Source organism: Kitasatospora sp. NPDC001539 (assembly GCF_040298565.1).
GTDB lineage: Bacteria > Actinomycetota > Actinomycetes > Streptomycetales > Streptomycetaceae > Kitasatospora.
The window spans coordinates 1-26,675 of record NZ_JBEPAK010000084.1; the positions used below are offsets into that span (position 1 = coordinate 1).

Sequence of the window (26,675 nt, forward strand, 5' to 3'; positions counted from 1 at the left end):
GACCGGGTGATCGCCGAGATCCTCGACGAGGTGGTGCTGCCGCTGCTCGGCGCGCCCGTTCGTCCGTAGCGCCGGCTGCCGGGCGACGGCGAGGGCCAGGGCGGCGCAGAGGGCGGCGGCGACGGTGGCGAAGCCGCTGATGGCGGGGAGGAGGCCGTAGCTCTTGACCAGGGCGCCGACGATGACGATGGGGAGGGAGCTGCCGAGGTAGACGATCACCCACAGGGCACTCAGCTCGGAGCCCCGCCGTTCCGGGTTCATGGCGGCGACGGCGCTGGTGAAGAGGGAGCGGAAGGCCACGCCCTGGCAGGCGCCGCCGAGGACGCTGCCGATGAACAGCAGGGCGGGCGTACCGGTGTACCCGGCGGCGACCACCAGGCCCAGGCCGGCGGCCAGGCCGGTCATGCCGAGGGCTATCACCAGGCGGTCCGCGGTGGGCGGGACGATCAGCTGGGCGGCGGCCGAGGAGCCGAGCAGCAGGGCGGCCACGATCGCACCGGTCAGGTGCGAGGGGGTGTGCAGCAGCTTGGCGGAGAACGCCGGGGCCAGGCTGAGGTAGACGCCGAACACCGCGTAGGAGATGAAGCCGGCGGAGGCGGCGAGCAGGAACTCGCGGCGGCCGGTGCGCGGCAGCCGCAGGCGCTGCGGGCGCAGGTGGGCCGGGGTGGTGATGCGGGGCGGCGACGCCGGCGGGCGGCTGCGGCCGGGCATCCGGGGGTGGACGACGGCCAGCGGGACGCAGAGCGCGAGCAGGGCGATGGCGTGCAGGAGGAAGGGCGTCAGCAGCGGGTCGGAGCCGCCGGCCAGCAGGGCGCCGACGACGGGGCCGAGCGCGACGCCGCCCGCCGAGCAGGCCAGGGTGAGCTTGGCGGCGAGCGTCGGGTGGTCCGGCAGCAGGTCGCCGAGGGCGGCTCCGGCGGCACCGGTGGACAGGCCGACGGCTATGCCCTGGACGGCTCGGCCGAGGGCGAGCTGCCAGAAGCTGCCGGCGGTGGCGAACACGACGTCGCCGGCGGCGGCCAGGGCCACGGCGGGCAGGATCAGGGCGCGCCGGCCGAGGTGGTCGGACCAGTGGCCGACCACGGCCAGCACCGGGACGAGCGCGAACACGTAGACCGTGAAGAGGATCGTGGTGTCGAGCGCGGTCAGGCCGAGGCGCTGCTGGATCATCGGGTAGATCGGCGTCGCCAGGTTGGCGCCGATCAGCATCAGCAGCAGGGCGGCCGAGACCAGGCCGACGCGGACTCCGCGCATCGCGTTCCAGCGGCTGATCGCGGCGAGCTGGAGCTGGGCACGCGGCGCGAGCTCCAGGGGAAGCAGGGCCTCCGACAGTCGGCGTCCGTCGAGCTGCGCGGTGCGCAGGCCGGAGCCGGCGGGGGAGAGGTCCGCCATTGAGGGGTCTCCTGTGGCAGGGCACCACCCGGGGTCGGCGGGGTGTGCCGGCGCGCCCGTCCGGAGGCGCTGTGGTGGTGGCCGCGGTGCGGGCTCCCTGGTGGAGCGGGTGAGCTGAGGAACGGGGGCTTCGTTGCCCCACGGCCCGCGCGGGGTTGTGCACGGTGCCAAAGCGAAGGATAAGGCGTAGGCGCACGGAAACGCCGCGCGCCCCCGTGCACGCCCCCGGAGGCCGGGCACCGGGGGTGCCCGGCCTATACGCTGAGGAGGTAGATCGGTACGCGGAGCTGTTCGAGCTGACCGCTGGCTGAGGGAGAGCACACGACGATGGCCGGACGACGTCGGAAGAACGCCGGGGCTTCGGCGGCAGAGGGTACGGCCGAGGCCGTGCTGCCCGCCGACATGGAGCTCCAGGACCTCTACGGGGCGTTCGCCGCGCACGGTCTGGACGACGAGGACCTCGACGACGCGGCCGTCCTGGTGCCGCCGGTCAAGCTGCCCGCCGAGGAGGAGCTGGCCGCGCAGGCGAAGGCCGTCCCGATGTTCGGCTACGCGCTGGCGCTGGCGCGCTGGGCCGCCCCGCACCGCACGGTGGACGAGTTCGGCGACCTGGTCGAGGAGGACCGCGCCCCCGCGGCGCGGCTGCTGGGGCTGGCCCCGGCCGAGGGCGAGGTGCCGGAGGAGGCCGAGGTCGAGGCGCTGCGGGCCTGGTCGCTGGCCTGCGACCTGGACCTGGTGGAGCTGGGGACGACCGCGGCCGGGGAGCACGTCGCCGTCCCCGGGCCTGACCTGGAGCCCGCCGAGCAGGGGGACCCGGACACCGTCCTGGAGCTGTGGCTGACCGCCGCCGGGATCGTCCGGGAGCTGGCCGTGGAGGCGGACTCGCTGCCCGAGGGATCCGAGGGATCCGAGGGGCCCGGAGAGCCCCGGGAGGCCGAGGAGCCGGGGCGGGCGGCGAGCGGGAGGGCCCCGTCGGAGGCGGTCCCGGAGGAGGACGAGGACGAGGACGGCCTGAACGAGGTCGAGGAGGCCCGCGACGCCGCCGCCGAACTGCTCGACGAGGCGTTGCAGGTGCTGTACGAGACCACGGCCTTCGCCGAGCCCGGAAACGAGACGGTGCCGCTGGGTGTGCTGGCCGCGCTGCTCGTGGTGCCCGAGGGCGAGGAACCGAGCGAGGAACTGCTCGGCGACATCACCGACGTGATGGTGGCGCTGGACCCGATGCTCGGCGACCTCGCCGAGCTGGGCCTGCTGGAGTACCGCCCGATCGACCCGGAGCTGTTCGACGAGGAGGAGGGCGAGGAGCCCGCCGTCGTCGGTGAGGAGCCGCTGGACGAGGAGGAGTCGGCCCGCTTCGGGCTGGTCCGGCTCACCCCGCTCGGCCAGTACGGGATCCGGCAGTGGCTGCTGGAGGACGGCTACGACGCGCCGCTGGTCGGTGAGCTGGCCCAGGGCGACGCGGCGGAGCTGCTGCGCGGGGTGTGCGAGTCGGCCAACGTGCTGCCGGAGGAGGAGCTGAGGGTCTGGGTGGCCGGCCGGGAGCCGGTCGGGGCGGCCCGGGAGCTGCTGGCGGCGGCGCGCGGCGACGACGGGTACGGGCCGCTGCGCCGGATGCTGTGCGTCTCGGCGCTCAACCTGCTGGGGCCGAGCGCCGAGCCCGCCGTCCGGGAGGTGCTGGACGACCCGGAGCTGGGCGGTTCGGCGCGGGCCTGGCTGTCCACGCAGGGCGCCTCGGACGTGCCGGCGCCCTCGCGGGCGATGGCGCTGTGGACGGTGGTCGACACCTTCGCCGCCCAGCTGCTGGACAACGGCGGCGACGCCGAGCTGCTGCGCGAACTGATCACCGACCTGCCGGTGAACGGCGATCCGGTGGAGTGGTTCGGCGAGTTGTGGCGGGTCGACCACCCGTACACGGCGGACGTCCTGGAGGCGATCGGCGAGCTGCACCCGGACCGGGCGCTGGCCAAGGAGGCGCGCAAGGCGGCCTTCAAGGCGCGGTCCCGGGGGTAGCGGACCGGGGCGGGCCGGAGGCGGGCGGCCCGGCCCGGGAGGGCCGGAGGGTCCGTGGTCGGGAAGCCCGGGGAAGGCCCGGGGGCTGCTACGGGAGGTCCAGCGAGCCGTCCTCGGTGAAGGGGAAGAACGGGTTGTGGGCCAGCTCCCACAGGTGCCCGTCCGGGTCCTCGAAGTAGCCGGAGTAGCCGCCCCAGCTGGTCGGGACCGGCGGCTTGACCACGACGGCGCCGGCTTCGACCGCCGTCCGCAGCGCGGCGTCCACCAGCGCGGGGGACTCCAGGTTCACCGCGAGGGTGACGCCGCGGAAGGAGGGCTCACCGGTGGCGGGCACGCCCGCGTCGGCGGCCAGCTCCTCGGTGGGGAAGAGGCCCAGCACGGAGTCGGCGGTGCGGAACCAGACGATCTCCGGGCTGGAGGCGGCACTGCGCTTCCAGCCGAGGCTCTCGTAGAAGCGGGCGCTGCGGTCGAGGTCGGACACCCCGAGGGTGACGATGCTGATCCGGGCGGGGAAGCCGGGCTGTCCCGGGCTGCTCTGTTCTGGTGTGCTCTGTTCGGTCATGCGGCCAGCGTAGGGAGGGCGGCTGACAACCCGGGCGTCTGACACGGCCGCCCGCCCGGCCACCGGCGCCCGGCCGCCCGCTCGCCTGCCGGGCCGGCCTCCCGCTCGCCTGCCGGGTCGGCCACCCGCTCGCCTGCCGGGTCGGCCACCGCCCCGGCATGGTGGCCGAGCTGATGACCCGGCAGCTCCCGGCACGTAAGGTGGCGTCAGCGGTGCGGGCGCGAGGACTCGGGGGTGCGGCAGAGGATGGTGCGGGAGAGCGGCGGAAGGCCCCAGGAGTGCAACGGTGGCGGGTCCGGCCGGACCCGGCTGGGCGGGCAGGATCGTTTCGCCGACCAGGAGGAGTTCTCCCGCCGGACCCTGGCCGCGCTCGACTTCCCCGTCTACGGCGTGACCGCCGGGCCGGCCCGCTGCGGCGAGGCGCTGGCCGCCTTCGAGACCTGCGGCGGCGACCTACGGTGGGTCGAGGTGCAGTGCGGCGACTGGAGCTCCGTCGCCGGCCCGTACGTGACCGTGCGCACCTACCGCCCCGGGGCCGAGCAGGGTGAGCCGCTGCCCGAGCTGGAGGACGTGGTCGAGGACGAGCGCGACCGGGTCTACGAGCAGTTGGGCGTCGACGAGGGCGACGGCCCGGGCCGGGTACGGGCGTTGCGCGAGTGGATCACCGTGGACGGCGAGCCCTGCGCGGTGGAGGTGCACGAGGACCGGCCGGTGGCGCCGGTGGGAACGGAACCGGCCCGGCCGGTGTGGGCCGGGCGGCTGCGGGTCGGCGGGCTGACCGTCACGGTGTGCGGGCGCGGGGTGGACCCGGGCGGTGTGGAACTCGGCGTGATCGCCGACTTCGAGCGCTACCTGGTCGGGCGCACCGACCTGCTGCGCGACCTCGCCGCCCGGCGGGCCCGGTCCGTGCCGGTCGAGGAGCGCGAACTGCCCGCGGTGATCGGGCTGGAGGCGCACCGGGAGCTGATCGCGCAGAGCATCGCGGAGACCGCCGCGATCGAGGCGCAGGTGCGGGCCGGGCGGACGCCGAGGCTGCCGCGCGGGCTGCGCGGGGAGGCCTGCGCGGTGCGCTGGGAGGCGGCGGTGCGCCAGCAGATGCGGCTCGCCACCGAGACGCGGGAGGAGGCGGCGGCGGCGGTGACCTCGATGGTCAACCACCTCAACCGGCTCTCCCAGCAGACGCACTGGCTGATCGGCACGCCGGCCGGGGAGGCGGCCGTGGAGGAGGTCGTGCGGTACACGGTGTTCGCCAGCGCCGTGGCGAGCCTGCCGGCGCAGCGGGCCTGGGAGCAGCTGTGGCGGGAGCGGCCGGGCGGCGGCGGGGCCGGGGTCTGGGAGGAGCACCGGCTGGCCGAGCAGCTGTGGCTGTCGGCCTGGGAGCAGTGGCGGGCGGCTCGGGGCTGACGGACGGGGCCCGGCCGGGTCGGGGCCGACCGGGTCGGAGTAAAGCACTGGTCATGCGTAGGTCATCGGTTGGCAAATGGCCGCCTGTGCGCGACGTGGGCGTCACGCCGGGTTCACCCCTGCGGCGGAGTCTGCTGGGCGTCGACGACCCGCCTCGACGCCCGTCCACCCCTCAGGAGTTGCTGCCATGTCGCTGTCCCGCCGGGACTTCGTCAACCGTTCCACCCTCGTCGGGGCCGGCGTGCTGATCGCCGGCAGTGCCGAGGTGTTGGCCAGTGCCCCCGGCGCGATCGCCGCCCCGGTCGGCGGCGAGCTGCCGGCCGCCGGTGCCGCCGGTGCAGCCGGGACCAACGCGGCGGGCGGCGCCGCGATCGGCTACGGCGCGCTGGTGCCGGACCCGGCCGGGTTGCTGTCGCTGCCGAAGGGCTTCTCGTACCGGGTGCTCAACCGCGCCGGTCAGACCCGGCTGCGCACCGGCGAGTTCACCCCGAGCAACCACGACGGCACCTCCGCCTTCGAGGACGAGCACGGCGGCAACCTGATGGTGGTCAACCACGAGCTGTCCGGCGCCCGGGCCAACTGGCCGTACCCGGTGCCGCTGACCGAGGGGCACGTCTACGACCCGGGCGCGGCCGGCGGCTGCACCATCGTGCACGCCAAGCGGGACGGCTCGGTCGAGCAGTGGGTCGGCATCGCCGGCACCGCCACCAACTGCGCGGGCGGCGTGACCCCGTGGGGCACCTGGCTGTCCGGCGAGGAGACCGAGGACAGGGCGGGCAAGAACGGCTTCACCAAGGACCACGGCTACGTCTTCGAGGTCGACCCCTTCGACGACGACTACAACCGCGACCCGCAGCCGGTGAAGGCCTTCGGCCGCTACGCCCACGAGGCCGTGGTGGTGGACCCGAAGCGCGGCCACGTGTACCTGACCGAGGACGCCTCCAACCCCAACGGCCTGCTGTTCCGCTGGACCCCGCCGGCCGGCTTCCGGCACGGCCGCCACCAGCTGCGGCGGCTCGCCCCGGACGCCGGGACGCTGGAGGCCTTCAAGGTCTTCGACTCGCACGGCAAGCTCGTCGACGACCTCTCCCGGGCCACCGAGGTCGGCACCGTGTACGGCGTGGACTGGGTCAAGGTCCAGGACCGCGACGCCCGGACCGTCTCGGTGCGCAAGCAGTTCAAGGACGGCGAGGTGACCCGGGCCCGCAAGCTGGAGGGCATGTGGTGGGGTGACGGCGGCTTCTACTTCGTCTCCAGCTACGCCCGTTCGGAGAGCCCCCGGCAGCACGACGGCCAGGTCTGGTTCTACCACCCGGCCCGCCGCACCATCACCCTGAAGGTGCTGCTGGGCGTCAACTCCGACGTGTGGGGGGACCACGACAACTTCGACGGCCCGGACAACATCACCGTCTCGCCGTACGGCGGCATCGTGATCGCCGAGGACGGCGAGGGCGTCTCGCACCTGTTCGGCGCCACCGAGGACGGGCTGGTCTACCCGATCGCCCGCAACGAGCTGAACATCGGCACCGCCGAGAAGCCGGAGTTCAGCGAGTTCACCGGGGTGACCTTCTCGGACGACGGCCGGACGCTGTTCGCCAACATCCAGACGCCGGGCATCCAGCTGGCGATCACCGGACCGTGGCGCCGGCTGAACGAGCACAGGCGCGGCCAGGGCTACGGCGCGTGAGGCGACCGGCGTCCCCGGACCGTTGAGCCCCGGACCGTCCGTCAGGCCCGGTCCGTCCGTCCGTCCGTCAGGCCCGGTCCGTCCGTCCGTCCGTCAGGCTGCCCGTGGACTACTCGTCCGCGGGCAGCCTCAGTTGCAGCATCGCCAGCAGCCGCTGCTGCGGCTGGGCGAGGTCGATGCCGGTGAGCTGCTCGGCGCGGCGCACCCGGTAGCGCAGGGTGTTGGGATGGATGTGCAGGGCGTCGGCGGCGACCCGCACCTCGCCGAGCGCGTCCAGCCAGGCGAGCACGGACTCGGCGAGCCGGGTGCCGTGCCGGCGGTCGTACGCGGTGAGCGCGGTCAGCCGCGGGTCGCGCAGGCCGGTGCGGTCCTGGAGCAGTGCCAGCATCTCGCTGACCAGCACCTCGGCCTGGACGTCGATCAGGGCCGCGACGTCGAGGTCCACCCCGCCGCGGCCCATCGCGTCCAGGATGCGGTCCGCCTGGGCGCGCGAGTCGGGCACCTGGGACAGGCCGTCGACGGTCGCGCCGATCGCGGCGCGCAGCGGGACGCCGAGGTGCTCCCGGGCGGCCGCGACCACCTCGGCCGCCCAGTCCCGCACGGTGGCCATCGCCAGGCCGGGCGGGAGCTCGGGCAGCAGCACGTAGACCCGGGACTCGATCGGGGCGAGCAGGGCGGTGCGGTGCCGGGCCGCGGTGTGCACCGAGATCAGGCCGGTGACGTCGGAGCGGTGCAGTGCCTCGGTGGTGTGCGCGCCGTACGCCAGCACGGTGGCCGGGCGGCGCAGGTCCAGGCCCAGGTGGGTGGCCAGCGACTGGGGGCCGGTGGAGCCCTCCAGCAGGCCGGTCAGCAGGGTCTGGGTGAGCCGGACGTCGGCCGACAACTCGCGGCGGCGGCGCACCAGTTGGGCCGCGGCCACCCGGGCGGCGCCGACCAGGGCCTGTTCCGCGTGCGGAGCCAGCGGCTGGGCGCCCTCCTGCACCCAGATGGTGCCCAGCGGCTGGGAGCCGGCCCGGATGCCGATCGCGAGCCGGCGGCGCAGCCCGAGCTCGGGGTGCGGCTCGACCGCGATCGGGGCGTCCGAGGTGCGCAGGTGCTGGAAGATGCCCCACTCGCGCAGCTTGGACAGGTACGGCTCCGGGCCCTGCCAGCCGAGGATGGACAGCCGCCGCAGGTCGTCGACCTCGTCGGAGTCGGAGGAGCGGGAGTAGGCGAGCACCCGGCTGGAGGTGTCCTCGATCGAGACGATGCCGTTGGTGAGCACGGCGACGGTCTGGGCGAGGGAGAAGAGGTCGCCGGCGTTGGGCTCGGGGGCGCCGGGCGCGTCCGGGGCGTCCGGGCCGGCGATGATCGCGCGGGCCAGCGAGTCCAGGTGCTCCCAGCGCGTCTCCCGGCGCACCGACAGCAGGGCGACGCCCGCGTCGGTGGCGGCCTCGCGCAGGGCGTCGGCCTGGCCGGGGCCGTCCAGCTTGACGGCGACGGCCGCCGCACCGGCCCGGCCGGCGGCGCGCAGGGCGGGGAGGGCGGCGCGGCCCCGGGCGCCGATCGCGAGGACGAGTTCACCGGGGGCGGCGGTGGGCGGGTCCTCCGGGTCCAGGATCGCGACGTCGCGGACGGGTACGTCCAAGCCCTGTGGTGCGGCCTGGAGTTCGACGAGCGGTTCGCCCAGCGACATCAGCAGTCCGCGGAGCGGGAGACCGGGGGTGGTCACTCCGGGCCCTCCTTCATCCGCTCGGACAACGCCGTGTGGTTGATTTTAGCCGGGCGGACAGAGCTGTGGTCCGTTGCTCGAAAATAGTTGACTCTGACTATTCAGGGATGGATAGTCGATACTGACCAAGAGATGAGGACGTCTCGTGGCGAAGCGACGCAAGGTGTCGAACCCGCTGGCCCTGGCAGTCCTGGCCGAACTCCTGGCCGAGCCGCTGCACCCGTACGAGATGGGGCGCCGACTCAAGGAGCACGGCAAGGACCGCGACATCAAGTACAACCGCAGCTCGCTGTACATGGTCGTGGAGCAGCTGCGGAAGGCCGGGTTCGTCGCCGAGCAGGAGACCCTCCGCGACACCCAGCGGCCCGAGCGCACCGTCTACGCCATCACGGCGGAAGGAAAGGCGGAGCTCTACGACTGGATGCGCGAACTGGTCGCCGAACCGCAGCACGAGTACCCCGCGTTCGGGGTCTCGCTGTCGCTGCTCATGGTGCTCCCGCCGGCCGAGGCCGTGGAGCTCCTGGAGCAGCGGCGGGCCGCGCTGACCGCCCAGGTGGCGGCCACCAGGGCGACGCTGCGCAAGGCCACAGAGGAGGGCGTCGGCTGGATCTTCCTGATCGAGGAGGAGTACCGGGTCGGCGGACTGGAGGCCGAGATCGCCTTCGTCGAGCGCCTCGTCCCACAGCTCCGGGAGCCGGACTTCGTCCGCTCCTGGTACGAAGAGTTCGGGAGTCTGCAGTGACTGCACCGCGTACGTCCAAGAAGGCGCTGGTCATCGGTGGCGGCATCGCCGGCCCGGTGACGGCGCTCGCCCTGCGCAAGGCCGGCATCGAGGCCGAGGTCTTCGAGGCCTACCGGACCTCCGCCGAGGGCATCGGCGGCACGTTCATGATCGCCCCCAACGGGCTCGGGGCGCTCGCCCTCCTCGGCCTGGAGGCGGAGGTCGGTCGGATCGGACAGCCCGTCGGCCCGATGGTCATCGAGGACGGCAAGGGCGGCGTGCTGGCCGAGTTCGCCGGCCTCGCCGACCTCCCGCGCGGCCGGCTGATGCGCCGCGCCGAACTGTACGAGGTGCTGCAACGGCGGCTCGCCGAGACCGGCATCGCCATCCACCACGGCAAGCGGTTGGTCGGCGTCGAGGAGGGCCCCGACGGCATCACCGCCCGGTTCGCCGACGGCAGCAGCGCCACGGGCGACCTGCTGATCGGCGCCGACGGCACCGGCTCCACCGTCCGCACCCTGATCGACCCGGCCGCACCCGCCGCCCAGTACACCGGACTGCTCGGCGTCGGCGGCTACAGCTCCCACCGGCTGCCCGGCCGGGCCGGCCGGGGCGAGTCCGTGCACTTCGCGAACGGCTCCCGCGCCTTCTTCGGCTACTGGGGCCTGGCCGACGGCAGCGGGACCGCCTGGTTCAGCAACATCCCGCAGCCCCAGCAGCTCTCCCCGGAGGCGGCCCGTGCCGTCGGAGCGGCGGAGTGGCTGCGGCGCTGCCGGGAGCTGCACGCCGAGGACCTGCCCGCCCGCGACGTGCTCCGGGCGGCCGACCCGGCGACCGTCGAGATCTTCCCGAAGCTGGAGATCATGCCCTCCGTGCCGCACTGGTACCGCGGCCGGATGGTCCTGGTCGGCGACTCGGTGCACGCCCCCTCCAACAGCTCCGGCCAGGGCGTCTCGCTGGCCGTCGAGAGCGCCGTCGAACTCGCCCGCTGCCTGCGCGACCTGCCCGACCACACCGCCGCCTTCGCCGCGTACGAGGCGCTGCGCCGGCCGCGGGTCGAGAAGATCGCCGCCGACGCGGCGCGCACCAACAGCCAGAAGGCCTCCGGGGCGGTCGGGCGGATGGTCTTCCGGCTGCTCGCGCCGATCGCCATGCGGATCTTCATGAGCCCGGAGAAGATGCTCCGGCCGGTGCATGGCTACCGGATCGACTGGGAGCAGCGGGTGGCGCCGGTGCGGGTGCCGGGGACCGGGGCGGGGCGGCACGGGCGGGCCGCCTGAGCCGGGTGCGCGGTCGATCCTTCGTCAGGGGTTCCCGGGCGAGGTGGTCGTGACCGCGACGTGACCGGTTTCGTCGGCGCGGACAACGCCGTACGGGGGAATTTAGCCGCCCGGCCAATCATGTGGCCGGGCGGGCAGGAATAGCGTTCGTGCTGTGGCCGGTGTGCGACCCGCGCCGGCAATCCCCCCGCACTGAACGAAGGAGAGCGTGCGCTCTATGGACGCTGTGACCCAGGTCCCCGCGCCGGTGAACGAGCCGGTCCACAGCTACGCCCCCGGCAGCCCGGAACGGGCCCGTCTGGAGGCCAAGCTGAAGGAGCTGGGCGGCCAGGAGCCGGTCCAGCTGACCATGACGATCAACGGTGAGCGCCGGATGGGCGGCGGCACCGAGATCCACGTCGTCCAGCCGCACAACCACGCGGCTCGACTCGGGACCCTGCGCAACGCCACCCAGGCCGACGCGCAGGACGCCATCGACGCTGCCCTGGCCGCCGCCCCGGCCTGGCAGGCGCTCTCCTTCGACTCCCGCGCCGCGATCTTCCTCAAGGCCGCCGACCTGCTGGCCGGCCCCTGGCGCGAGACCCTGGCCGCCGCCACCATGCTCGGCCAGTCCAAGACCGCCCAGCAGGCCGAGATCGACACCCCCTGCGAGCTGGTCGACTTCCTGCGCTTCAACGTGCACTTCGCCCGCCAGATCATGGCCGAGCAGCCGATCTCCTCGGACGGCGTGTGGAACCGCAGCGACCACCGCCCGCTGGAGGGCTTCGTCTACGCGATCACGCCGTTCAACTTCACCGCGATCGCCGGCAACCTGCCGACCGCGCCCGCGCTGATGGGCAACGTCGTGCTGTGGAAGCCGTCCCCGACCCAGCAGTTCTCCGCGCACCTGCTGATGCAGCTGCTGGAGGAGGCCGGCCTGCCCAAGGGCGTCATCAACATGGTCACCGGCGACGGCCTGGACGTCTCCGCCGTGGCGCTCAAGCACCCGGCGCTGGCCGGCATCCACTTCACCGGCTCCACCGCCACCTTCCAGCACCTGTGGCGCGAGGTCGGCAACAACATCTCGCAGTACCGCACCTACCCGCGGATCGTCGGCGAGACCGGCGGCAAGGACTTCCTGGTCGCCCACCCGTCCGCCGACCCGAAGGTCCTGAAGACCGCGATGACCCGCGGCGCCTTCGAGTTCCAGGGCCAGAAGTGCTCGGCGCTGTCGCGGGCCTACGTCCCGGCGTCGCTGTGGGCCGGTCTGAAGGACGAGTTCGCCGCCGAGGTCGACGGCCTCACCATGGGCGACGTCACCGACCTGTCCAACTTCATGTCCGCGGTCATCGACGAGCGCGCCTTCGCCAAGAACAAGGCCGCCATCGACCGCGCCCAGGCGGACCCGCAGGTCGAGGTCCTGGCCGGCGGCACCTACGACGACTCCGTCGGCTACTTCGTCCGCCCGACCGTCCTGGTCTGCCAGGACCCGGCGAGCGAGTACTTCAAGGACGAGTACTTCGGCCCGATCCTGGCCGTGTACGTCTACGAGGACGAGAAGTACGACGAGATGCTGGCCCAGATGGAGTCGGTCTCGGCGTACGGCCTGACCGGCTCGATCATCGCCCAGGACCGCGCGGCCGTCGAGCACGCGATGGAGAAGCTGCGCTTCGCGGCCGGCAACTTCTACATCAACGACAAGCCCACCGGTGCCGTCGTCGGCCAGCAGCCCTTCGGCGGCGGCCGGGCCTCCGGCACCAACGACAAGGCCGGTGCCAAGCAGAACCTGGCGCGCTGGACGTCGACCCGCTCCATCAAGGAGACCTTCGTGCCTCCGACGGACTACCGCTACCCGCACATGGGCTGACCAGCCCAGCGCATGGGCTGACCCGCTTCCCGCACGCGGGTCGACCAGCCCTGCTGCCGGCCAACCGGTTCGCCCCGTAGCCGCCGGTCACCCGCGACGCCCGGTCCCGCAGCCGGGCGTCGCCCCCGCCGGGGCGGCGGCTCCACCCCCGTACCGCCGCCCCGGCCCTCTTTCTGCCACCCTTGGAAACACCAGCTCCAGGAGTCACGATGCTCCGTTCCGTCCTTCTCGCGGCCTCACGGTCCCCGCAGGTCCGCACCGTGGTCGAGAAGTTCCCCCCGACCCACGCCATAGTCGAGCGCTTCGTCGCCGGTGAGGCCCTCGACGACGCCGTCACCGCCTGCGACGACCTGGTCGCCACCGGCCGCAAGGTCACCCTGGACCACCTCGGCGAGGACACCCGGGACGCCGCCCAGGCAGCCGGCACCGCGGAGGCCTACGAGCACCTGCTCAAGGCCCTCAAGGAGACCGGCCTCGCGGCCGGCGCCGAGGTGTCCGTCAAGCTGTCGGCCGTCGGCCAGTTCCTCCCGGTGGACGGCGAGAAGATCGCGCTGGAGAACGCCCGCCGCATCTGCGAGGCCGCCGCCGACGCCGGCACCACGGTGACCCTCGACATGGAGGACCACACCACCACCGACTCCACCCTCGCCATCGCGCGCGAGCTGCGGGCGGACTTCCCCTGGCTGGGCATCGTGCTCCAGGCCTACCTGCGCCGCACCGAGGCCGACTGCCGGGAGTTCTCCGGCGCCGGCTCGCGCGTGCGACTGTGCAAGGGCGCCTACAAGGAGCCCGAGTCGGTCGCCTTCCAGGGCAAGCAGGAGGTCGACCTCGCGTACGTCCGCGCGCTCAAGATCCTGATGGCCGGCGAGGGCTACCCGATGATCGCCTCGCACGACCCCAACATGATCAAGATCGCCGGCCAGCTGGCCGAGTGGAACAACCGCACCCGGGACTCCTTCGAGTACCAGATGCTGTACGGCATCCGCCCGGAGGAGCAGCTGCGCCTCGCCGGCGAGGGCAACACCATGCGGGTCTACCTCCCGTACGGCCAGGAGTGGTACGGCTACTTCATGCGCCGCCTCGCCGAGCGCCCGGCCAACCTCACCTTCTTCCTGCGCGCCATGGCCACCCGCAACTAGCGCGCCCCGCATGCCGAACGGCTCGCACCCCCTGTGTGGGAGGGGGTGCGGGCCGTTTCGTGCTTCCTACGGGAAGTCCTTCGTGTCCGAGTCGCACGCGAACGGGGCGGGGATGGCGAGTGGCTCGCCGAAGGCCGCCAGGGGCACCTCGGTGTACTCGTCCCGGTGGGGTCTGCCGAACAGCTCGAGCTGCGACTTCTCGCGGTCGACCAGGAGGTACAGCGGGATACCGGCCCGGGCGTAGCAGTGTCGCCTGGTGATGCGGTCCTGGTCCGGCTTGGTGGCGGTCACCCCTGCGACCATGGCCACGCCGTCAGGCTCCATCCAGGACGGGGCGTCCCGGAAGAGACGGAGTTCCTCGGGAACGAACGTGGATGTCGGCCTGCGACGGTGGGTCCGCGATCGGTTGGCCATGCGCTGCAGCACTCACGATGCCCCTCTCTTCACACGGGCGGCACGCTGTTCGTCGCCGGGTCGGACCGTGCAGCGCACGGTGGAGTTTCACTCGGTGGTGTGAGTCCAGGGCTCGGCTAGGATTCCGGCGCTGGTCAACTGGGGTTTCGACGGGAGGAGTTGGGATGCTCAAGGAGTTCGCGGGGCTGTCCACGGCGGTGGTGGCGGACGCGTGTGTGCGGGTCGGGGTGGCGTTGCGGGCGGCGCCGGTGGGGGTCGGTGCGGTGGTGCCCGGGGCGCGGGTGGCGGGGCGGGTGCTGCCGGTGCGGCACTACGGGAGCGTGGACGTGTTCCTGGAGGCGTACGGGGCGGCGCGGGACGGGGACGTGCTGGTGATCGACAACGGCGGGCGGACGGACGAGGCCTGCATCGGGGACCTCGCCGTGCTGGAGGCGCGGGCCGCCGGGGTGGCCGGGATCGTGGTGTGGGGGCTGCACCGGGACACCCGGGAGTTGCTGGAGATCGGGCTGCCGGTGTTCAGCTACGGCGCGCTGCCGCTGGGGCCGATGCGCCTGGACGGGCGGGAGCCGGAGGCGCTGGTGTCGGCGCGGGTCGGGCCGCACCTGGTGGGCACCGAGGACGTGGTGTTCGCGGACGGGGACGGCGTGGTGTTCGTACCGGCCGACCGGGTCGGGGAGGTGCTGGAGGCGGCCGAGGGCATCGCCCGGACCGAGCGGGCCCAGGCCGAACGGATCACGGCCGGGGACACGCTGCGCCGGCAGACCGCCTTCGACGACTACCTGGAGCGGCGCGCCGCCGACCCGGCGTACAGCTTCCGGCAGCACCTGCGGCGGGTCGGCGGGGCGATCGAGGAGTGAGCCGCCCCTACAGCGGCCGGTACATGACGTGCAGGCCGACGTAGCCCTCGACCGGGTGATGGAAGGCCTCCGGGACGGTCCCGACGATCTCGAAGCCGAGGGAGCGGTAGAGGTTCACGGCGTGGTGGTTGGTGGCCACGACCGCGTTGAACTGCATGGCGCGGAAGCCGGCCCGGCGGGCCCAGTCGAGGCTGTCCTCGACCAGGGCCCGCCCGATGCCCCGGCCGTGGTGAGCCGGATCGACCAGGTAGCTGGCGCTGGCCACGTGCGAGCCGTTGCCGGGGCGGTTGCGGTTCATGGTGGCGGTGCCGACGACCCGCCCCTCGGCGTCCACCGCGACGACCGTGCGGTCGGGGGCGGAGTGCATCCACCACTGCCGGCCCGTCTCCGAGTCCATGTCGAGGGGGTACGGGAAGGTCTCGCCGGCGGCGACGACGGACCGGAAGAACGGCCAGATGGCCGGCCAGTCCTCGGGAGTGGCTTCGCGAAGGAGCATCCGTCCAGGATGATCGCGGAAGGGGTGGCCGGGCCACCGGTTTTCCGCCCTCGGCCGGGCCCCGTGCGGCGGCTTCGGGGCGCCCGGCCCGCTGCCGTTCCGTCGCAGGGCCGCCGCCGCTCAGCCGCAGGCCCGCCGCCGCTCAGCCGCCGAGGACGGCGGTCCTGACCCGGGCGGCGGCGAAGGCCTGGCCCCGGGCGTTGGGGTGCACCAGGGCGTACCTGAGCGGGATGATGCTGGTCAACACGCCGTCCAGCCAGTGGTCCGCGTCGCAGACGCTGTGTCCGGCGGAGTCGGCGTAGAGGTCCACGAAGGTGCCGCCCCGGGCGGTGGTCTCCTGGGCGATGAGGGCGTTGAGCGGTTCCAGGACGGCGGCGCGGGCCCAGGCGAGGTCGCCGGTGGTGACGGTGGAGAACTGCAGGAGGTCGCCGTAGGTGCAGAGGGCGGCGTTCTCGGGGACGAGGTGGGGGTAGCCGACGGAGACGATGCGGGCGGCCGGCGCCTTCGTCCGCAGCGTGCCGAGCATGGCCGAGTAGTGGGTGCGCAGCTCCGCGAGCAGGCCCGGCAGCCGGGGGTCGTACTCGTCCTTGCAGGGCGTGCCCCGGTTGAGGCTGGTGGCGCCCAGCATGATGCAGTCCTTCAGGATCCCGGCGAAGCCGAGGTCGTTGCCGCCGACCCCGACGGTGATCACGTCGGTGTCCGGGCCGACCGCGTCGGCCTGGGGCGGGACGGCCGGGTAGGGGGCGTCGGGGTCGGTGCCGAGCGGCGGGAGCGGGCGGCCGGACGGGCTCTGCTTGTTCGCGGACACGTCCAGGACGGTGGCGCCGCTGCAACTGACGTTGCGCAGGCTGACCCGGGAGCCGAGGTCGCGCCGGAGCACCTCGGGGTAGGACCCGGTGGTGCGGCCGCAGCCGTCCGCGGGCGCGGTCAGCTCACCGGTGGCCTCGATCACCCCCGCGGTGTAGGAGTCGCCGAGGGCGGCCCATGTGAGGGTGCCGGAGCGGGATGCCGGGCCGCCGACGGCTTGGGAGGCGGCGGCCAGGGAGGCGGTGGGGGTGGTCGGGCCGGCCGCGAGTGCGAGGGCGGTGCCGGCGACGGCGAGGCGGGACAGGAAGCGTGGCACGGTCTCTCCTCAGCGGGTGCGGGGGAGAGTGAGGTTCACCCCCCTGAGAAACAATCGAGTCGATTCGTGGACGACTTGATGCCTCGGAGGGGTGAATCCAGGGTCGGTGCCGGGGCGTTGCCGGTCAGATCAGCGCGGCGGAGGGCTCGATCATCGCCCGGGCGGTCTTGCCGTCGACGTACTCGCCGAGCGCCGTCATCTCCCACTCGCCGGAGGCGCGGCGGACCAGCTTGCACATCACCACGCCGGTCCGGGGCTCGGAGTGGGTGAGGTCGAAGCGGACCAGTTCCTCGTCGCTCCGGGCGTCCACCAGGCGGCAGTAGGCGTCCCGCACCTCGGTGAACTTCTGGCCGGAGAAGGAGTTGACCACGAAGACCAGCGCGTGGACCTCGGCCGGGAGCCCCTCCAGGTGGACGGTGATCGCCTCGTCGTCGCCGCCCTCGCCGCCGACCAGGTTGTCGCCGGAGTGGGCGACCGCGCCGTCGAAGATGTTCAGCTTCATGAACCAGGCCGTCTCCAGCCGCTTGCGCTGGGCGTCGAAGGCCAGGCACGAGGCGTCCAGGTCGATGTCGCGACCGCGGGCGGCGGACTTCCAGCCGAGGGCCATCCGGACGGAGGAGAGGAAGGGGCGGCCGTTCTTCACCAGGGAGACGGAGCTGCCCTTGACCAGGTTGACCCGGCCCTTGTCCAGGGTGATCTTGGGGCGGTCGGCCGGGGCCGGCGGGGCGGCGGGTGCCGCGGGCGGGGCCGGCGGCACGGGCGGGGCGCCGACCAGGGCGATCCGCGGGTCGACCGGCGCGACCGGGGCCGCGGGCGGGGCGGCCGGGACGGGCGGCAGCGGCGGCTCGGCCGGGGGGTTGAACTGAACGGTCGGGGCGCTCGGCGGGTACGGCGCGCTCGGCGGGACGGGAGCCTGGTTCGGCGCGCTCGGCGGGGCCGAGGTGGGGGCCGGGGTGGGGGCCGGAGCCGGCGCCGGGGTGTGGGGCGCGGGGGCGGGTGAGTCGTCCACGCTGACGCCGAAGTCGGTGGCGATGCCCGCCAGGCCGTCGGCGTACCCCTGGCCGACGGCGCGCACCTTCCAGGCCCCGCCGCGCCGGTAGACCTCCACCACGATCAGGGCGGTCTCCCGGCCCAGCCGGGGCGGGGTGAAGGTGACCAGTACGGCGCCCGTGTCGGCGTCCCGGACGGTCGCGGTGGGCTCGATCCCGGCGAAGGTGGAGGTCTGGTCGGCCGGGCTCGCGGTGACCACGATCTTGCTGATGTCGGCGGGGACGGCCGGGGTGTCGACGGTGATCGCGTCCGGCGCTCCGGCGGCCGCCGGGCGGAGGGTGACGCCGGGGCCGTTCGGGGCGTTGAAGAAGACGAAGTCGGCGTCCGAGCGGACCTTGCCGGCATCGGTCAGCAGCAGGCCGGAGACGTCCAGCGCCTTGGGCGCGGTGACCTCGACGGTCACCCGCGCGGCGGTCAGCGGTGCGTTGCCGCCTTGGGTCAGGACGGTGGACACGGACTCCTCCTCGGGTGCGGAACGACGGCCGGGGCCGGGGGCCGGTGGGGCCTCCGGTCCGGGTGCTGCACACAGTAACGAACGAGGGTGCGGGGATGCGCCCGACGGGAGCCGAGCTGTCCGGTCGCCGGAGGTCCGATGTGCCGACGGCGGGTCAGCTGGCCCGCGCTGTGGCCCGATCGGCCCGTCGGGCGGTGAGCTGTGGACGGCGGCCGGCGGCCGGTCAGCGGGGTGCGTGGGCCGCCGGCCGGTCAGCGGGGCGCGTGGGCCGGCGGCTGGGCTGGCTGCGGCAGCAGTGGGCCGAAGCCGCCGAGCGCGGCGACCGCCCGGGGGTGGTCGATGCCGAAGGCGGCGGCGTTCCAGCCCTGCGGCGGGGCCGACGTGCGCACCTGGCCGACCGGGCCGGCCGGGCGCGCGCCGTGGACGGCGAAGCCGTAGCGGCCGGGCTGGACGTCCGTCCCGGGTGGGGTGGTGAAGCGGTAGACCAGGGTGCCGCGCTCCTGCTGGACGGTCACCACGGCGCCCGGCAGGTCGGTCCAGGCGGTGCCGCTGCCGGGGGCCAACTCGCCCGGAGCGAGCCGGAGTTCCGCCTGCAGGGCGGTGACCCGTTCGGTCACCGAGAGCTCCAGCGCGTGCCGGAGGCCGTCGCGCCCGAGCGGGGTGACCCGGCCGGTGCCGGTCAATGCCTGGTCCGCCTCCGTGTCGGTGGGGTCGGCGGGGGCGGGGGTGTCGCCGGTGGGGGTGTCGCCGGTGGAAGCGGGGGTGTCGCCCGTCGGGGTGGCGCCGGGGCCCGGGGAGGTGCCGTCGTGGGCGCCCCCGAGGGCGGCCCCCACGCCTCCGAGGGCGGCCCCCACGCCTCCGAGGTCGCCCGGGACCAGGGCGGACGGCGGCGGCAGCGGGCTGCCGGGAGCGGGCTGGGCGGACGGGCCGGGGGTGACCGGCCGCAGCCCGGGCAGGTGCGGCGCCTGCGCGGTGCCCACCTGGGCGCCGCCCGCCGGCGCACCGCCGGTCTGGGCGCCGCCCGCCTGGCCGCCGTCCGCCGGCGCGCCGCCCGCCGGGCCGTACGGGGCCGTCGGCGGCTGCGCCGAGGGCGAGGGGCCGGCCGGAGTGTCCGCGCCCGCTCCGGTGTTCGCGGCGGGGACGTCGGCGGAGGACCGGGGCTCGCGCCCGGCCGAGGCTTGCCCGTCGGCGGAGGCCTGCCCGCCGGTCGAGGGCTCGACCCTGGCGGAGGCGCCCGCCGGAGGCTTGGCGGAGGTCCCGGTGGCGGCGGCGTTCGCGGGAGCGGACGGGTGCGCCGAGGGGCGCCCGGTGGGCCTGGTGCCGGGCGCGCGGTCGGAGGGCGCGGGGCTGGCCGGTGTCCGTTCGGCGGCCGCCTCGGCCTGGTCGGTGGTGCCGGGGGTGGGCGGCGGGGTGGTGCCGACCCGGGCCACGCCGGCCCGCCGGCCGATGCCCTGCTGTTCGTTGAGCAGGAGGGTGGTGGCGATGCTGATGCCCACGACGGTGGACATCGCCATCGCGGCGCCGGAGAAGCGCAGGGTGGGCAACCGGAACCGGCCGCCGAACGGGCGCGGCCGTCCGTGCCGTCCGTGCCGTTCGGGCTCGTGCCGCACATCCCGCGCGGTGTCCTCGCGCGCAGCCAACCGGACCCCTCCCTCCCCGAAGTCGCCGTCGCGTCGGCCGTATTCTCCCACGCACGTGGCGCCGGGCCCGGATCCGACCGGTTCGCACCGGTTCCGCCGCCGCCCCGCGTCGGGAGGGGGAGAGCGTACCAGCGGGCGGCCGCACTGCGGACAGGATCCATCCACTTCGTGGACACCCGTTCGACAGGCGGAAGTTGACGGTCCGTCTGACAAGGTCGGGTAAGGGGTGAGCGGTGCGGACGGGGGTTATTGCAACCCCCTTGCAACCCTTGCCCGTCCGGTCGCCGGTGGCGCAGGCTGATGGCATCCCGCGCCGTTCCCGGAGAGTCCGTCATGCCGCCCGACCCGCTGTCCGCAGCCTCCAGTGCCCCCCTCGCCGCCACCCCCACGGGCGGCGATGGGGGCGGCTCCACCGCCGCTCCGGCGGCGGTGGAGGAGGTGCTGGTGCTGCGGATCTCCCTGGGTGAGGAAGTGGTCGGCGAGGTGCACACCCGGTTCCGCTTCGACGCCTCGCGCCCGTACGAGGTGCTGCTGACCTTCCACCAGGGGCGGCCGGACGAGGCGGACTGGGTGTTCTCCCGCGACCTGCTGCGCGACGGCCTGCGCTCGCTCAGCGGCCAGGGCGACGTCAAGCTGTGGCCGGCCTACTGCCCGTGCCACGGATCGACGTTGCACCTCGCGCTCGAATCCCCGCACGGCAGCGCCCTGTTGGAGGCCTCCAAGCCCCGCGTCCAGGACTGGCTGGACCGCACCTACGCACTGGTCTCCGCCGATCAGGAGCGGGAGTGCGGCCCCACCGACGACCAGCTGGCCGCACTGCTCGCGGGCGGCTGAGCGCCGACCGCACCGCGCCCCGCGGAGCGCTGGGAGGGCAGCGGCGCCGGGGCTCCCGGCAGCCGGACGGTGCCCGCCGCGAGCTCGGCGCGCAGTCGGCGCACCGCCGGGGCGGTGGAGGAGGGCAACAGGTCGTACGGGTCCTCCGGACCGTCCACGGTGACCAGCACCGAGTCGGCGAACCGGTACGGCCGGTGGGCCAGCAGCCCGCCCAGGTAGCGGCGCAGCCGGGACAGTTCGGCCCGGACCGTCACCGTCCGCCGCGCGTCGCCGAACAGCGCCTCGGCGAGCTGGGCGGCCGTGCTGCCCTCGCGCGAGGTGGCCAGCAGGAGCAGCAGTTCGGCGTGGCGCGGGCTCACCGGGTGCGACCAGCTGTCGGCCGCGCCCCGTACGGACAGTTCGGCGCGGTCCGGGCGGCGCAGGTCGAGCCGGAGCCGGGCGCCCTCGGCCTGTTCGGCGCCGACGGTGCCGGAGCCGTCCTCCTCGGGCGGGCGGACGGGACGCACCAGCCAACCGCCCGCGAGCGGCTCCAGCACGCACTCGCCGAGCCCGGGCACCCACTGCACGGCCGCCGGTGCCCAGCCCTCGCTGGGCACCCGCACCCGGCTGGGCGGCGGCAGCCCGGCCGCGGCGGCGGTCCAGCCGGCCGCGTCCACCACCAGGGCCGGGCCGCCGACCCGGGCGAGCAGCGGGGCGGCCAGGCTGCGCAGCTGGTTCAGCGCCTCCAGCCGGTGGGCGCGCAGCTCGGTCTCGGCGAGCCGGGCGGCCGTCGCGGTGAGTTGGAGCAGGAACGGGCGGACGTTGTGGGCCGGGCCGCTGAGGTTGATCGCGCCGACCAGCCGTCCGGTGGCCGGGTCGTGCACGGGCGCGGCCACGCAGGTCCAGGTGTGGTGGCTGCGCAGGTAGTGCTCGGCCGAGTGGACGTGCATCGGGCGCTGGGTGCGCAGCGCGACGGCGATGCCGTTGGTGCCGACGCTCTCCTCGGTCCAGCGGGCGCCGGTGACGAAGCCGATCCGGTCGGCGCTGCGGCGCAGCCCGCGCTCGCCGTCCTGCCACAGCACGTGGCCCTCGGCGTCGGCGACGGCGAGGATCAGCGGGGCCGGCTCGGCCGATCCGAGCAGGGTCTCGCGCAGCAGCGGCATGACGGTGCCCAGCCCGCTGGCGCGGCGGCGCTGCTCCAGCTCGGCCGGCCCGAGCAGCACGGTGGCCGCGCCGGCGTCGGGGTCGAGGCCGAGGCGTTGCAGCCGGGCCCAGGAGTCGCCGATCTCGGGGCGGGGGCCGATCGGGCCGGGCCCGCCCACCTCGCGGAAGGGGAGCTCGCGGGCGGCGGCGTCGGCGAGGGCGCGTTCGTGGACCCTGGCCAGTTCCGCCGCGGTCGGCGGGGTGCGGCGCTCTGGTCGTCGGGACTGCCGTCCGGTCTGCCGCACTCGCGTTGCTCCTCGCCGCCGTTCGAGGACGCGCCGGGGCCGACGCGCTGACGAAAGCGTACGGGTGCGATGGGCCGGTGGGCATGGGGTATGCCAACTCGGCATACCGGTCGGTACGAAAACCGCCCGGGGCGGTTCAGCGTCGCACGCCGGGTTCGTGCTGGGCGGCCTCGACGGTGTGGTGCAGGTCGGCGGTGGCCTCCAGGGCGGCGCCGGTGGTCAGCGCCAGGCAGGCGGCCAGGGCCAGGGCGACGGCCCGCGACCGGGTGCCGTGGGCGGTGGCCGGTCCGGGTCGCAGCAGCGCGGCGACCCGGCGCGGGACGGGCCCGGCGTGGGCGGCGGCGACCAGCCGGGGCCGGGTCGGCCAGGGGGACCGGTTCGCGGCGAGGGCGGCCCGGCCGACCGCGCGGGCGGTCACGGTGCGGTCGCCGACCCGGGCCGCTGCCACCTCGTCGGCCCAGCGCTCCAGGTGGTACCCGAGGGGCGCGCGCAGCGGGCGGAGCGCCGGGTGGACGGCGGCGGCGTGCTCGGCGAGGGCGAGGAAGACGTGGTGGCGGGCGGCCAGGTGGGCGCGCTCGTGGGCGAGCAGGGCGGCGCGCTCCGGTCCGTCGAGGGCGCGCAGCATGCCGGAGGTGACCACGATCCGGCCGGGTTCGGCCGGTCGGCCCGGGCGGCGCAGACGGCCGGGCAGGGCGAAGGCGTCGGCGCTCTCGTCGTCCAGCACGGTGAGCGGGTGGTCGCCGGGCCCGTGCAGCAGGGCGGTGAGCGGGTTGCGGCGGCCGGGCAGCGGCCAGCGCGCGGCGCGTCCCCGGCGCACGGGGGCGCGCCGGGGGCGCGTGTCCGGATGCTGGGCGTCGGCGTGGGCGTGGGCGTGGGCGTCGGCGTCGGTGTCGGCGGCGGCGTGGGCGTCGGCGTGGGCGGCGGCAGAGGCGGAGTCGGAGGGGGTCGGGCCGGCGGGCAGGGCGGCCCGGGCGGTCCGGAGGTCCAGCCGGCGGCGCCGGGCGGTGCGTACTGCCAGCGCGGCGAGCGCGCCGAGCGCCAGGCCGGCCGCGGCGGCCACCAGCGGGGCGTCCGGCGCGACGGCGGTGAGCCAGGGCAGCGAGAGGTGGCCGAGGGCGGCGACCGGCGGCAGGTGGAGCAGCCCGGCGGCGGCGAGCAGGCCGAGCGAGCACAGGGTGCCCCCGGCCAGGACGGCGGCGGTGCCGGCCAGCAGCCAGGAGGCCGTCCGGGGCGCCAGCGCGTCGGCGAGGCGGCGGGCCAGCGGAACGGTCAGGAAGGGCAGCAGCAGCGGGGCCCAGACGGCGAGGATCACGGCGTGCCGGCCTCCTGGCCGTCCACGGACCCGCCGGCGCCGTCGCCGAGCAGTTCGCGCAGCAGTCGCTCGTCCTCGGCGGAGAGGTCGGACACGAAGCGGGCGAGCACGGTGGAGCGGTCGGCCTCGCGGCCGAGCTCGGTGTGCATCCGGCGGGCGGCGAGGCCCGCGGTGTCCTGGACGGTCGGGGTGTAGGCGTAGGCGCGGCCGGCGCGGGTGCGCTCGACCGTCCCCTTGTCGTGCAGCCGGGCCAGGATCGTCGCGATGGTGGTGCGGGCGAGGTCCCCGCCGAGCGCCGTCTGGACGTCCTGCGGCGTCATCGGCTGCCGGGCCGACCAGAGGGCGGCCAGCACCTCGGCCTCCAGCTCCCCGGCGGGCCGGCGGGCGGACGGTAGGTCGGACATGGCGGCGCTTCCTCCAGCGATCGTCTACAGTCATGTAGACCGTCTACGTTACTGTAGACGGTCGGGGCGGGTCCGGCTGCGAACCGCCCTCCAACGTACGGGAGGTTCGCCGGCCTTGCTCCAGTTCCCCGTCGACGCGGCTCACCTGGCGGTGAACCCGTTGGACGCGTCCTCGCTCCTCGCCGCCTTCGGCGCGCTCGGCATCGCCGTGGTGCTGTTCGCCGAGACCGGCCTGCTGGTCGGTTTCTTCCTGCCCGGCGACTCGCTGCTGTTCACCGCCGGCCTGCTCTGCGTGCCCGGCGCCGTCAAGGGCCCGCAGCTGCACCTGTGGCAGGTACTGCCGGCCGCCCTGGCCGGGGCGCTGGTCGGCGCCCAGGTCGGCTACCTGGTCGGCCGGCGCGGCGGCCGGGCCCTGCTGCGCCGCACCCGCCGGAAGAGCCTGCTGGACGGCGTCGAACGGGCCGAGCAGCTGCTGGCCCGGTACGGGCACGGCAAGGCGATCGTCCTGGCCCGGTTCATCCCGGTGGTCCGAACGGTGCTGAATCCGCTCTGCGGCGTGCTCGAAGTGCCCGTCCGCTCGTTCACCGTCTGGCAGGTGGCCGGCGGTGCGGTGTGGACCGTCGGGGTCGTGCTGGCCGGGTACGGGCTCGGGTCCTCCGTACCCGGCATCGACCGATATCTGCTGCCGATCATCGGTCTGGTAGTAGTTGTCTCCGTGCTCCCCATTGTTCTCGAACTGTTCCGCGCCCGGCAGGCGCGCCGTCACGGAGGTGACGTGTGATGTCCCCACGGGCCCTGGCCGTCTACGACGGCAGCGGCATCGACGGCAGCCTCTACACCCGGGTCAACGGGTGGGCGCAGTCGGCCCCGCACTGGCTGAACGACGTGATCAAGGTCTGGTCGGCGATCGGCCTCGGACTGTTCGCCGTCTTCATGGTCTACGCCTGGTTGCGGGCGCGCGGCGCCGACTCGGCGACAATGGCCAAGGTGCTGGCCTCGCCGGTGATCGTGGTCGTCGCCTACGGCGTCAACTCCGTGCTCAAGAGCGTCGTCGACGAGCTCCGGCCCTGCGCCCAGATCCGCGGCAGCGTCTCGCTGGAGACCTGCCCGGCCACCGGCGACTGGTCCTTCCCGAGCAACCACTCGGTGATCGCCTTCGCCGCCGCGATCGCCCTCTGGTCCGTCAGCCGCCGGCTCGGCGCCGTCGCCACGGTCTTCGCGGCGCTGATGGCCGCCTCCCGCGTCTGGGTCGGCGTGCACTACCCGCACGACGTGGTGGTCGGCGCGGTGGTCGGCACCCTGGTCGCACTCGTCCTCGCGCCGCTGGCCGGACGCTGCGGGCCGCTGGTCGACCGGATGCGCGCGAGCGCGCTGCGCCCGCTGCTCGGCACCGGCGCGGTGCCGGTCGTGACCCACGGGTACCAGCCGTACGGCACGCGGCAGCACTGACACCCCCGTCCTCGGCCCCGCCCCTTGTCCGGTTTCGGACCGCGGGTGGAGCATGTGAGCCGGGCGCGGTGCCCCTTCCCGGGGCGCCCGCCCGGCTCAGTCGTGCCCGGGGCGCGAAGGCACCGGGCGTGCCAGGGGAGGGAATGCCGAATGCCGTACCGACTCGACATCACGCAGGGGGACTGGCCCGGCGAACTGCTGCACAAGGGCGTCGAGGGACTGCTCGCCGAAGCCATGGTGCTCACCCTCGCCACCGCCGGCCACGAGAACGGTCCGCACGCCAACCTGGCCTTCTTCGCCCACGACGACGACCTCGTCCTCTACTTCGTCAGCGAGCGCTCCACCCGGCACAGCCGGCACCTCGCCGAGGAGGCCCGGGCCGCCGCCACCGTCTTCCTGCCGCCGCCGGCCTTCGGCGAGCAACTGCGCGGCCTGCAACTCACCGGAAGCGCCGGCGAGGCCCGGGGACGGCAGGCGGAGGCGGCGCTCGCGGCGTACCAGGGGCGGTACCCCTCCTTCGCCCAGGACGAGGACGTCCGGCGGCAGTACCTCACCGGCGGCGGCGCGGCGGCGCTCTACCGGTTCCAGGTCGAGGAGCTGACCGCGGTGGACGAGCCCAACTTCGGACGGCGCAACTACCTGCGGGCCCGGGTGGTGCGGGGATAGGTCAGCGCCGGGGGCGCACCCGGCCCCGCAGGGGCGCCGCCGGCCCGCCGCCTCTGCCGCCTCCGCCGCCTCCGCCGTCTCCGCCTCTGCCGCCTCCGCCGCCGCGCCGGAACGGCACCCGGCGCGGGCGGCCGTTGCGGACCACCGACACACCGAGGCCCGCGGTGGCGGCCATCATGGCCGCGTTCAGGCCCAAGGCCAGGGCCGCCTCCGCGAAGACGTCGACGTCTTCCGGAAGCCTCGCCGCCACCACGCCCCGGGGGTCGTAGCGGACGGTCAGCCGCTCCCCGACCGCGTGCGAGCGCAGCCCCGCGTACACCGTGCCGCCCGGAACCGGCACGCCGCGCCCGTCCACCAGGTCGTACGCCGAATCCGGATGCCTGCCCTGCGGGTGGTCGTGCGCCGCCGACACCCAGGCGGTGGCGGTCACCCCCGACGCGTCCAGCACCATCGCGTCCCGGGCGGACGTGACGGCCCCCAGCGCCATCAGCCACAGGATCGCCCCGAACGCCGCCACCCAACAACCGGCCGCCCCGCGCAGCCGCACCAGCCCCGCCACCCACGCGACCCCGACCGCCACCCCCAGCACCCAGGCCAGACCCGGGCTCACATACGTACTCACCAGCACCAGCCCGAACGTCCCCACCGGCACCGCCGCCACCAACGCGGCCGCCAACGCCACCGCCCCCCGCCGGCTCCCCACCCCCCCCGCCCACCCCCCCACCCACCCAAGCGGCCCCCACAGCGCACCCCAGCCGGGGTGGTGTGTAGACCCCCCCCCCCCCCGCGCCCCCCAC

Annotated in this window: 24 protein-coding genes; 12 read left to right on the forward strand and 12 right to left on the reverse strand. The window is 74.9% G+C overall.

The annotated features are described in order from the left end of the window. The coding region (locus ABT247_RS15605; RefSeq protein ID WP_350743014.1) for an MFS transporter at nucleotides 1-1,392 on the reverse strand (1,392 nt) is incomplete at its 3' end. Nucleotides 1,393-1,719: 327 nt separating this feature from the next. On the opposite strand from ABT247_RS15605, the gene ABT247_RS15610 reads away from it, so the two are divergent. Next, nucleotides 1,720-3,402, forward strand: a complete 1,683-nt coding sequence (locus tag ABT247_RS15610; RefSeq protein ID WP_350743016.1) for a hypothetical protein — start codon at nucleotides 1,720-1,722, stop codon at nucleotides 3,400-3,402. An 88-nt stretch (nucleotides 3,403-3,490) separates the two neighbouring features. Here ABT247_RS15610 and ABT247_RS15615 read toward each other — a convergent pair whose 3' ends face one another. Further along, entirely contained in the window at nucleotides 3,491-3,964 is a 474-nt protein-coding gene (locus tag ABT247_RS15615) for a VOC family protein (protein ID WP_350743018.1), read from the reverse strand. 234 nt (nucleotides 3,965-4,198) lie between these two features. On the opposite strand from ABT247_RS15615, the gene ABT247_RS15620 reads away from it, so the two are divergent. Then, nucleotides 4,199-5,368 carry a hypothetical protein gene (locus tag ABT247_RS15620; protein ID WP_350743020.1) on the forward strand — a complete coding sequence of 390 codons (1,170 nt, stop codon included), beginning with the start codon at nucleotides 4,199-4,201 and terminating at the stop codon, nucleotides 5,366-5,368. A gap of 187 nt (nucleotides 5,369-5,555) precedes the next feature. Continuing rightward, nucleotides 5,556-7,055: an alkaline phosphatase PhoX gene (locus tag ABT247_RS15625; protein WP_350743022.1), complete on the forward strand. Its 1,500-nt coding sequence runs from the start codon at nucleotides 5,556-5,558 to the stop codon at nucleotides 7,053-7,055. A 109-nt stretch (nucleotides 7,056-7,164) separates the two neighbouring features. Here ABT247_RS15625 and ABT247_RS15630 read toward each other — a convergent pair whose 3' ends face one another. After that, nucleotides 7,165-8,766, reverse strand: a complete 1,602-nt coding sequence (locus ABT247_RS15630) for a PucR family transcriptional regulator (RefSeq protein WP_350743024.1) — start codon at nucleotides 8,764-8,766, stop codon at nucleotides 7,165-7,167. A 145-nt stretch (nucleotides 8,767-8,911) separates the two neighbouring features. On the opposite strand from ABT247_RS15630, the gene ABT247_RS15635 reads away from it, so the two are divergent. From ABT247_RS15635 to ABT247_RS15650, 4 genes are all read left to right on the forward strand, one after another. Then, nucleotides 8,912-9,508 carry a PadR family transcriptional regulator gene (locus ABT247_RS15635; protein ID WP_350743026.1) on the forward strand — a complete coding sequence of 199 codons (597 nt, stop codon included), beginning with the start codon at nucleotides 8,912-8,914 and terminating at the stop codon, nucleotides 9,506-9,508. Then, the gene (locus tag ABT247_RS15640; RefSeq protein WP_350743028.1) at nucleotides 9,505-10,767 is read left to right on the forward strand and encodes an FAD-dependent oxidoreductase; all 1,263 of its coding nucleotides are present in this window, start codon (nucleotides 9,505-9,507) and stop codon (nucleotides 10,765-10,767) included. Before ABT247_RS15635 ends, ABT247_RS15640 begins: the two co-directional genes overlap by 4 nt. 217 nt (nucleotides 10,768-10,984) lie before the next feature. Beyond that, nucleotides 10,985-12,613: an L-glutamate gamma-semialdehyde dehydrogenase gene (gene pruA, locus ABT247_RS15645; RefSeq protein WP_350743030.1), complete on the forward strand. Its 1,629-nt coding sequence runs from the start codon at nucleotides 10,985-10,987 to the stop codon at nucleotides 12,611-12,613. A gap of 209 nt (nucleotides 12,614-12,822) precedes the next feature. Beyond that, on the forward strand, nucleotides 12,823-13,752 hold the full coding sequence (locus ABT247_RS15650; RefSeq protein WP_350743032.1) for a proline dehydrogenase family protein: 930 nt from the start codon (nucleotides 12,823-12,825) through the stop codon (nucleotides 13,750-13,752). Nucleotides 13,753-13,818: 66 nt separating this feature from the next. Here the strand turns inward: ABT247_RS15650 and ABT247_RS15655 are convergent, their stop codons facing one another. Beyond that, nucleotides 13,819-14,166 carry a Uma2 family endonuclease gene (locus ABT247_RS15655; RefSeq protein WP_350743034.1) on the reverse strand — a complete coding sequence of 116 codons (348 nt, stop codon included), beginning with the start codon at nucleotides 14,164-14,166 and terminating at the stop codon, nucleotides 13,819-13,821. 164 nt (nucleotides 14,167-14,330) lie between these two features. On the opposite strand from ABT247_RS15655, the gene ABT247_RS15660 reads away from it, so the two are divergent. Then, complete coding sequence (locus ABT247_RS15660) at nucleotides 14,331-15,023, forward strand: RraA family protein (RefSeq protein ID WP_350743036.1); 693 nt, start codon at nucleotides 14,331-14,333, stop codon at nucleotides 15,021-15,023. A 7-nt stretch (nucleotides 15,024-15,030) separates the two neighbouring features. On the opposite strand, the gene ABT247_RS15665 is transcribed toward ABT247_RS15660, so the two are convergent. From ABT247_RS15665 to ABT247_RS15680, 4 genes are all read right to left on the reverse strand, one after another. After that, the gene (locus ABT247_RS15665) at nucleotides 15,031-15,519 is read right to left on the reverse strand and encodes a GNAT family N-acetyltransferase (RefSeq protein WP_350743038.1); all 489 of its coding nucleotides are present in this window, start codon (nucleotides 15,517-15,519) and stop codon (nucleotides 15,031-15,033) included. Nucleotides 15,520-15,661: 142 nt separating this feature from the next. Then, nucleotides 15,662-16,642 (reverse strand): SGNH/GDSL hydrolase family protein, encoded by a 981-nt coding sequence (locus ABT247_RS15670; protein ID WP_350743040.1) that lies wholly within the window; start codon nucleotides 16,640-16,642, stop codon nucleotides 15,662-15,664. A 124-nt stretch (nucleotides 16,643-16,766) separates the two neighbouring features. Next, entirely contained in the window at nucleotides 16,767-18,134 is a 1,368-nt protein-coding gene (locus ABT247_RS15675; RefSeq protein ID WP_350743060.1) for a TerD family protein, read from the reverse strand. A 263-nt stretch (nucleotides 18,135-18,397) separates the two neighbouring features. After that, nucleotides 18,398-19,786, reverse strand: a complete 1,389-nt coding sequence (locus ABT247_RS15680) for a hypothetical protein (protein WP_350743042.1) — start codon at nucleotides 19,784-19,786, stop codon at nucleotides 18,398-18,400. 333 nt (nucleotides 19,787-20,119) lie between these two features. Between ABT247_RS15680 and ABT247_RS15685 the strand changes: the two genes are divergently transcribed. Next, nucleotides 20,120-20,620 carry an SsgA family sporulation/cell division regulator gene (locus tag ABT247_RS15685; protein ID WP_350743044.1) on the forward strand — a complete coding sequence of 167 codons (501 nt, stop codon included), beginning with the start codon at nucleotides 20,120-20,122 and terminating at the stop codon, nucleotides 20,618-20,620. On the opposite strand, the gene ABT247_RS15690 is transcribed toward ABT247_RS15685, so the two are convergent. From ABT247_RS15690 to ABT247_RS15700, 3 genes are all read right to left on the reverse strand, one after another. Next, the gene (locus ABT247_RS15690) at nucleotides 20,560-22,047 is read right to left on the reverse strand and encodes a GAF domain-containing protein (RefSeq protein ID WP_350743046.1); all 1,488 of its coding nucleotides are present in this window, start codon (nucleotides 22,045-22,047) and stop codon (nucleotides 20,560-20,562) included. The genes ABT247_RS15685 and ABT247_RS15690 overlap by 61 nt on opposite strands. Before the next feature lie 136 nt (nucleotides 22,048-22,183). Further along, nucleotides 22,184-23,359, reverse strand: a complete 1,176-nt coding sequence (locus ABT247_RS15695) for a M56 family metallopeptidase (RefSeq protein WP_350743048.1) — start codon at nucleotides 23,357-23,359, stop codon at nucleotides 22,184-22,186. Continuing rightward, on the reverse strand, nucleotides 23,356-23,763 hold the full coding sequence (locus ABT247_RS15700; protein ID WP_350743050.1) for a BlaI/MecI/CopY family transcriptional regulator: 408 nt from the start codon (nucleotides 23,761-23,763) through the stop codon (nucleotides 23,356-23,358). Before ABT247_RS15700 ends, ABT247_RS15695 begins: the two co-directional genes overlap by 4 nt. Before the next feature lie 115 nt (nucleotides 23,764-23,878). On the opposite strand from ABT247_RS15700, the gene ABT247_RS15705 reads away from it, so the two are divergent. The 3 genes from ABT247_RS15705 to ABT247_RS15715 all read left to right on the forward strand — a co-directional run bounded on the left by ABT247_RS15705 (nucleotide 23,879) and on the right by ABT247_RS15715 (nucleotide 25,878). After that, complete coding sequence (locus ABT247_RS15705) at nucleotides 23,879-24,544, forward strand: DedA family protein (RefSeq protein ID WP_350743052.1); 666 nt, start codon at nucleotides 23,879-23,881, stop codon at nucleotides 24,542-24,544. After that, nucleotides 24,544-25,212, forward strand: a complete 669-nt coding sequence (locus tag ABT247_RS15710) for a phosphatase PAP2 family protein (RefSeq protein ID WP_350743054.1) — start codon at nucleotides 24,544-24,546, stop codon at nucleotides 25,210-25,212. The genes ABT247_RS15705 and ABT247_RS15710 overlap by 1 nt, the downstream gene beginning before the upstream one ends. Before the next feature lie 150 nt (nucleotides 25,213-25,362). Further along, nucleotides 25,363-25,878 carry a pyridoxamine 5'-phosphate oxidase family protein gene (locus tag ABT247_RS15715; protein ID WP_350743056.1) on the forward strand — a complete coding sequence of 172 codons (516 nt, stop codon included), beginning with the start codon at nucleotides 25,363-25,365 and terminating at the stop codon, nucleotides 25,876-25,878. Nucleotide 25,879: 1 nt separating this feature from the next. Here the strand turns inward: ABT247_RS15715 and ABT247_RS15720 are convergent, their stop codons facing one another. After that, nucleotides 25,880-26,560 (reverse strand): hypothetical protein, encoded by a 681-nt coding sequence (locus tag ABT247_RS15720; RefSeq protein ID WP_350743058.1) that lies wholly within the window; start codon nucleotides 26,558-26,560, stop codon nucleotides 25,880-25,882. Nucleotides 26,561-26,675: the final 115 nt, after the last annotated feature.

What these genes read in the sequence shown, in the direction of transcription:
- ABT247_RS15710 (WP_350743054.1), top strand. Translation starts at nt 24,544, where the DNA reads ATGTCCCCACGGGCCCTGGCCGTCTACGACGGCAGCGGCATCGACGGC.
- ABT247_RS15660 (WP_350743036.1), top strand. Translation starts at nt 14,331, where the DNA reads ATGCTCAAGGAGTTCGCGGGGCTGTCCACGGCGGTGGTGGCGGACGCG.
- pruA (WP_350743030.1), top strand. Translation starts at nt 10,985, where the DNA reads ATGGACGCTGTGACCCAGGTCCCCGCGCCGGTGAACGAGCCGGTCCAC.
- ABT247_RS15610 (WP_350743016.1), top strand. Translation starts at nt 1,720, where the DNA reads ATGGCCGGACGACGTCGGAAGAACGCCGGGGCTTCGGCGGCAGAGGGT.
- ABT247_RS15650 (WP_350743032.1), top strand. Translation starts at nt 12,823, where the DNA reads ATGCTCCGTTCCGTCCTTCTCGCGGCCTCACGGTCCCCGCAGGTCCGC.
- ABT247_RS15665 (WP_350743038.1), bottom strand. Translation starts at nt 15,519, where the DNA reads ATGCTCCTTCGCGAAGCCACTCCCGAGGACTGGCCGGCCATCTGGCCG.
- ABT247_RS15700 (WP_350743050.1), bottom strand. Translation starts at nt 23,763, where the DNA reads ATGTCCGACCTACCGTCCGCCCGCCGGCCCGCCGGGGAGCTGGAGGCC.
- ABT247_RS15715 (WP_350743056.1), top strand. Translation starts at nt 25,363, where the DNA reads ATGCCGTACCGACTCGACATCACGCAGGGGGACTGGCCCGGCGAACTG.
- ABT247_RS15685 (WP_350743044.1), top strand. Translation starts at nt 20,120, where the DNA reads ATGCCGCCCGACCCGCTGTCCGCAGCCTCCAGTGCCCCCCTCGCCGCC.
- ABT247_RS15655 (WP_350743034.1), bottom strand. Translation starts at nt 14,166, where the DNA reads ATGGCCAACCGATCGCGGACCCACCGTCGCAGGCCGACATCCACGTTC.
- ABT247_RS15615 (WP_350743018.1), bottom strand. Translation starts at nt 3,964, where the DNA reads ATGACCGAACAGAGCACACCAGAACAGAGCAGCCCGGGACAGCCCGGC.
- ABT247_RS15625 (WP_350743022.1), top strand. Translation starts at nt 5,556, where the DNA reads ATGTCGCTGTCCCGCCGGGACTTCGTCAACCGTTCCACCCTCGTCGGG.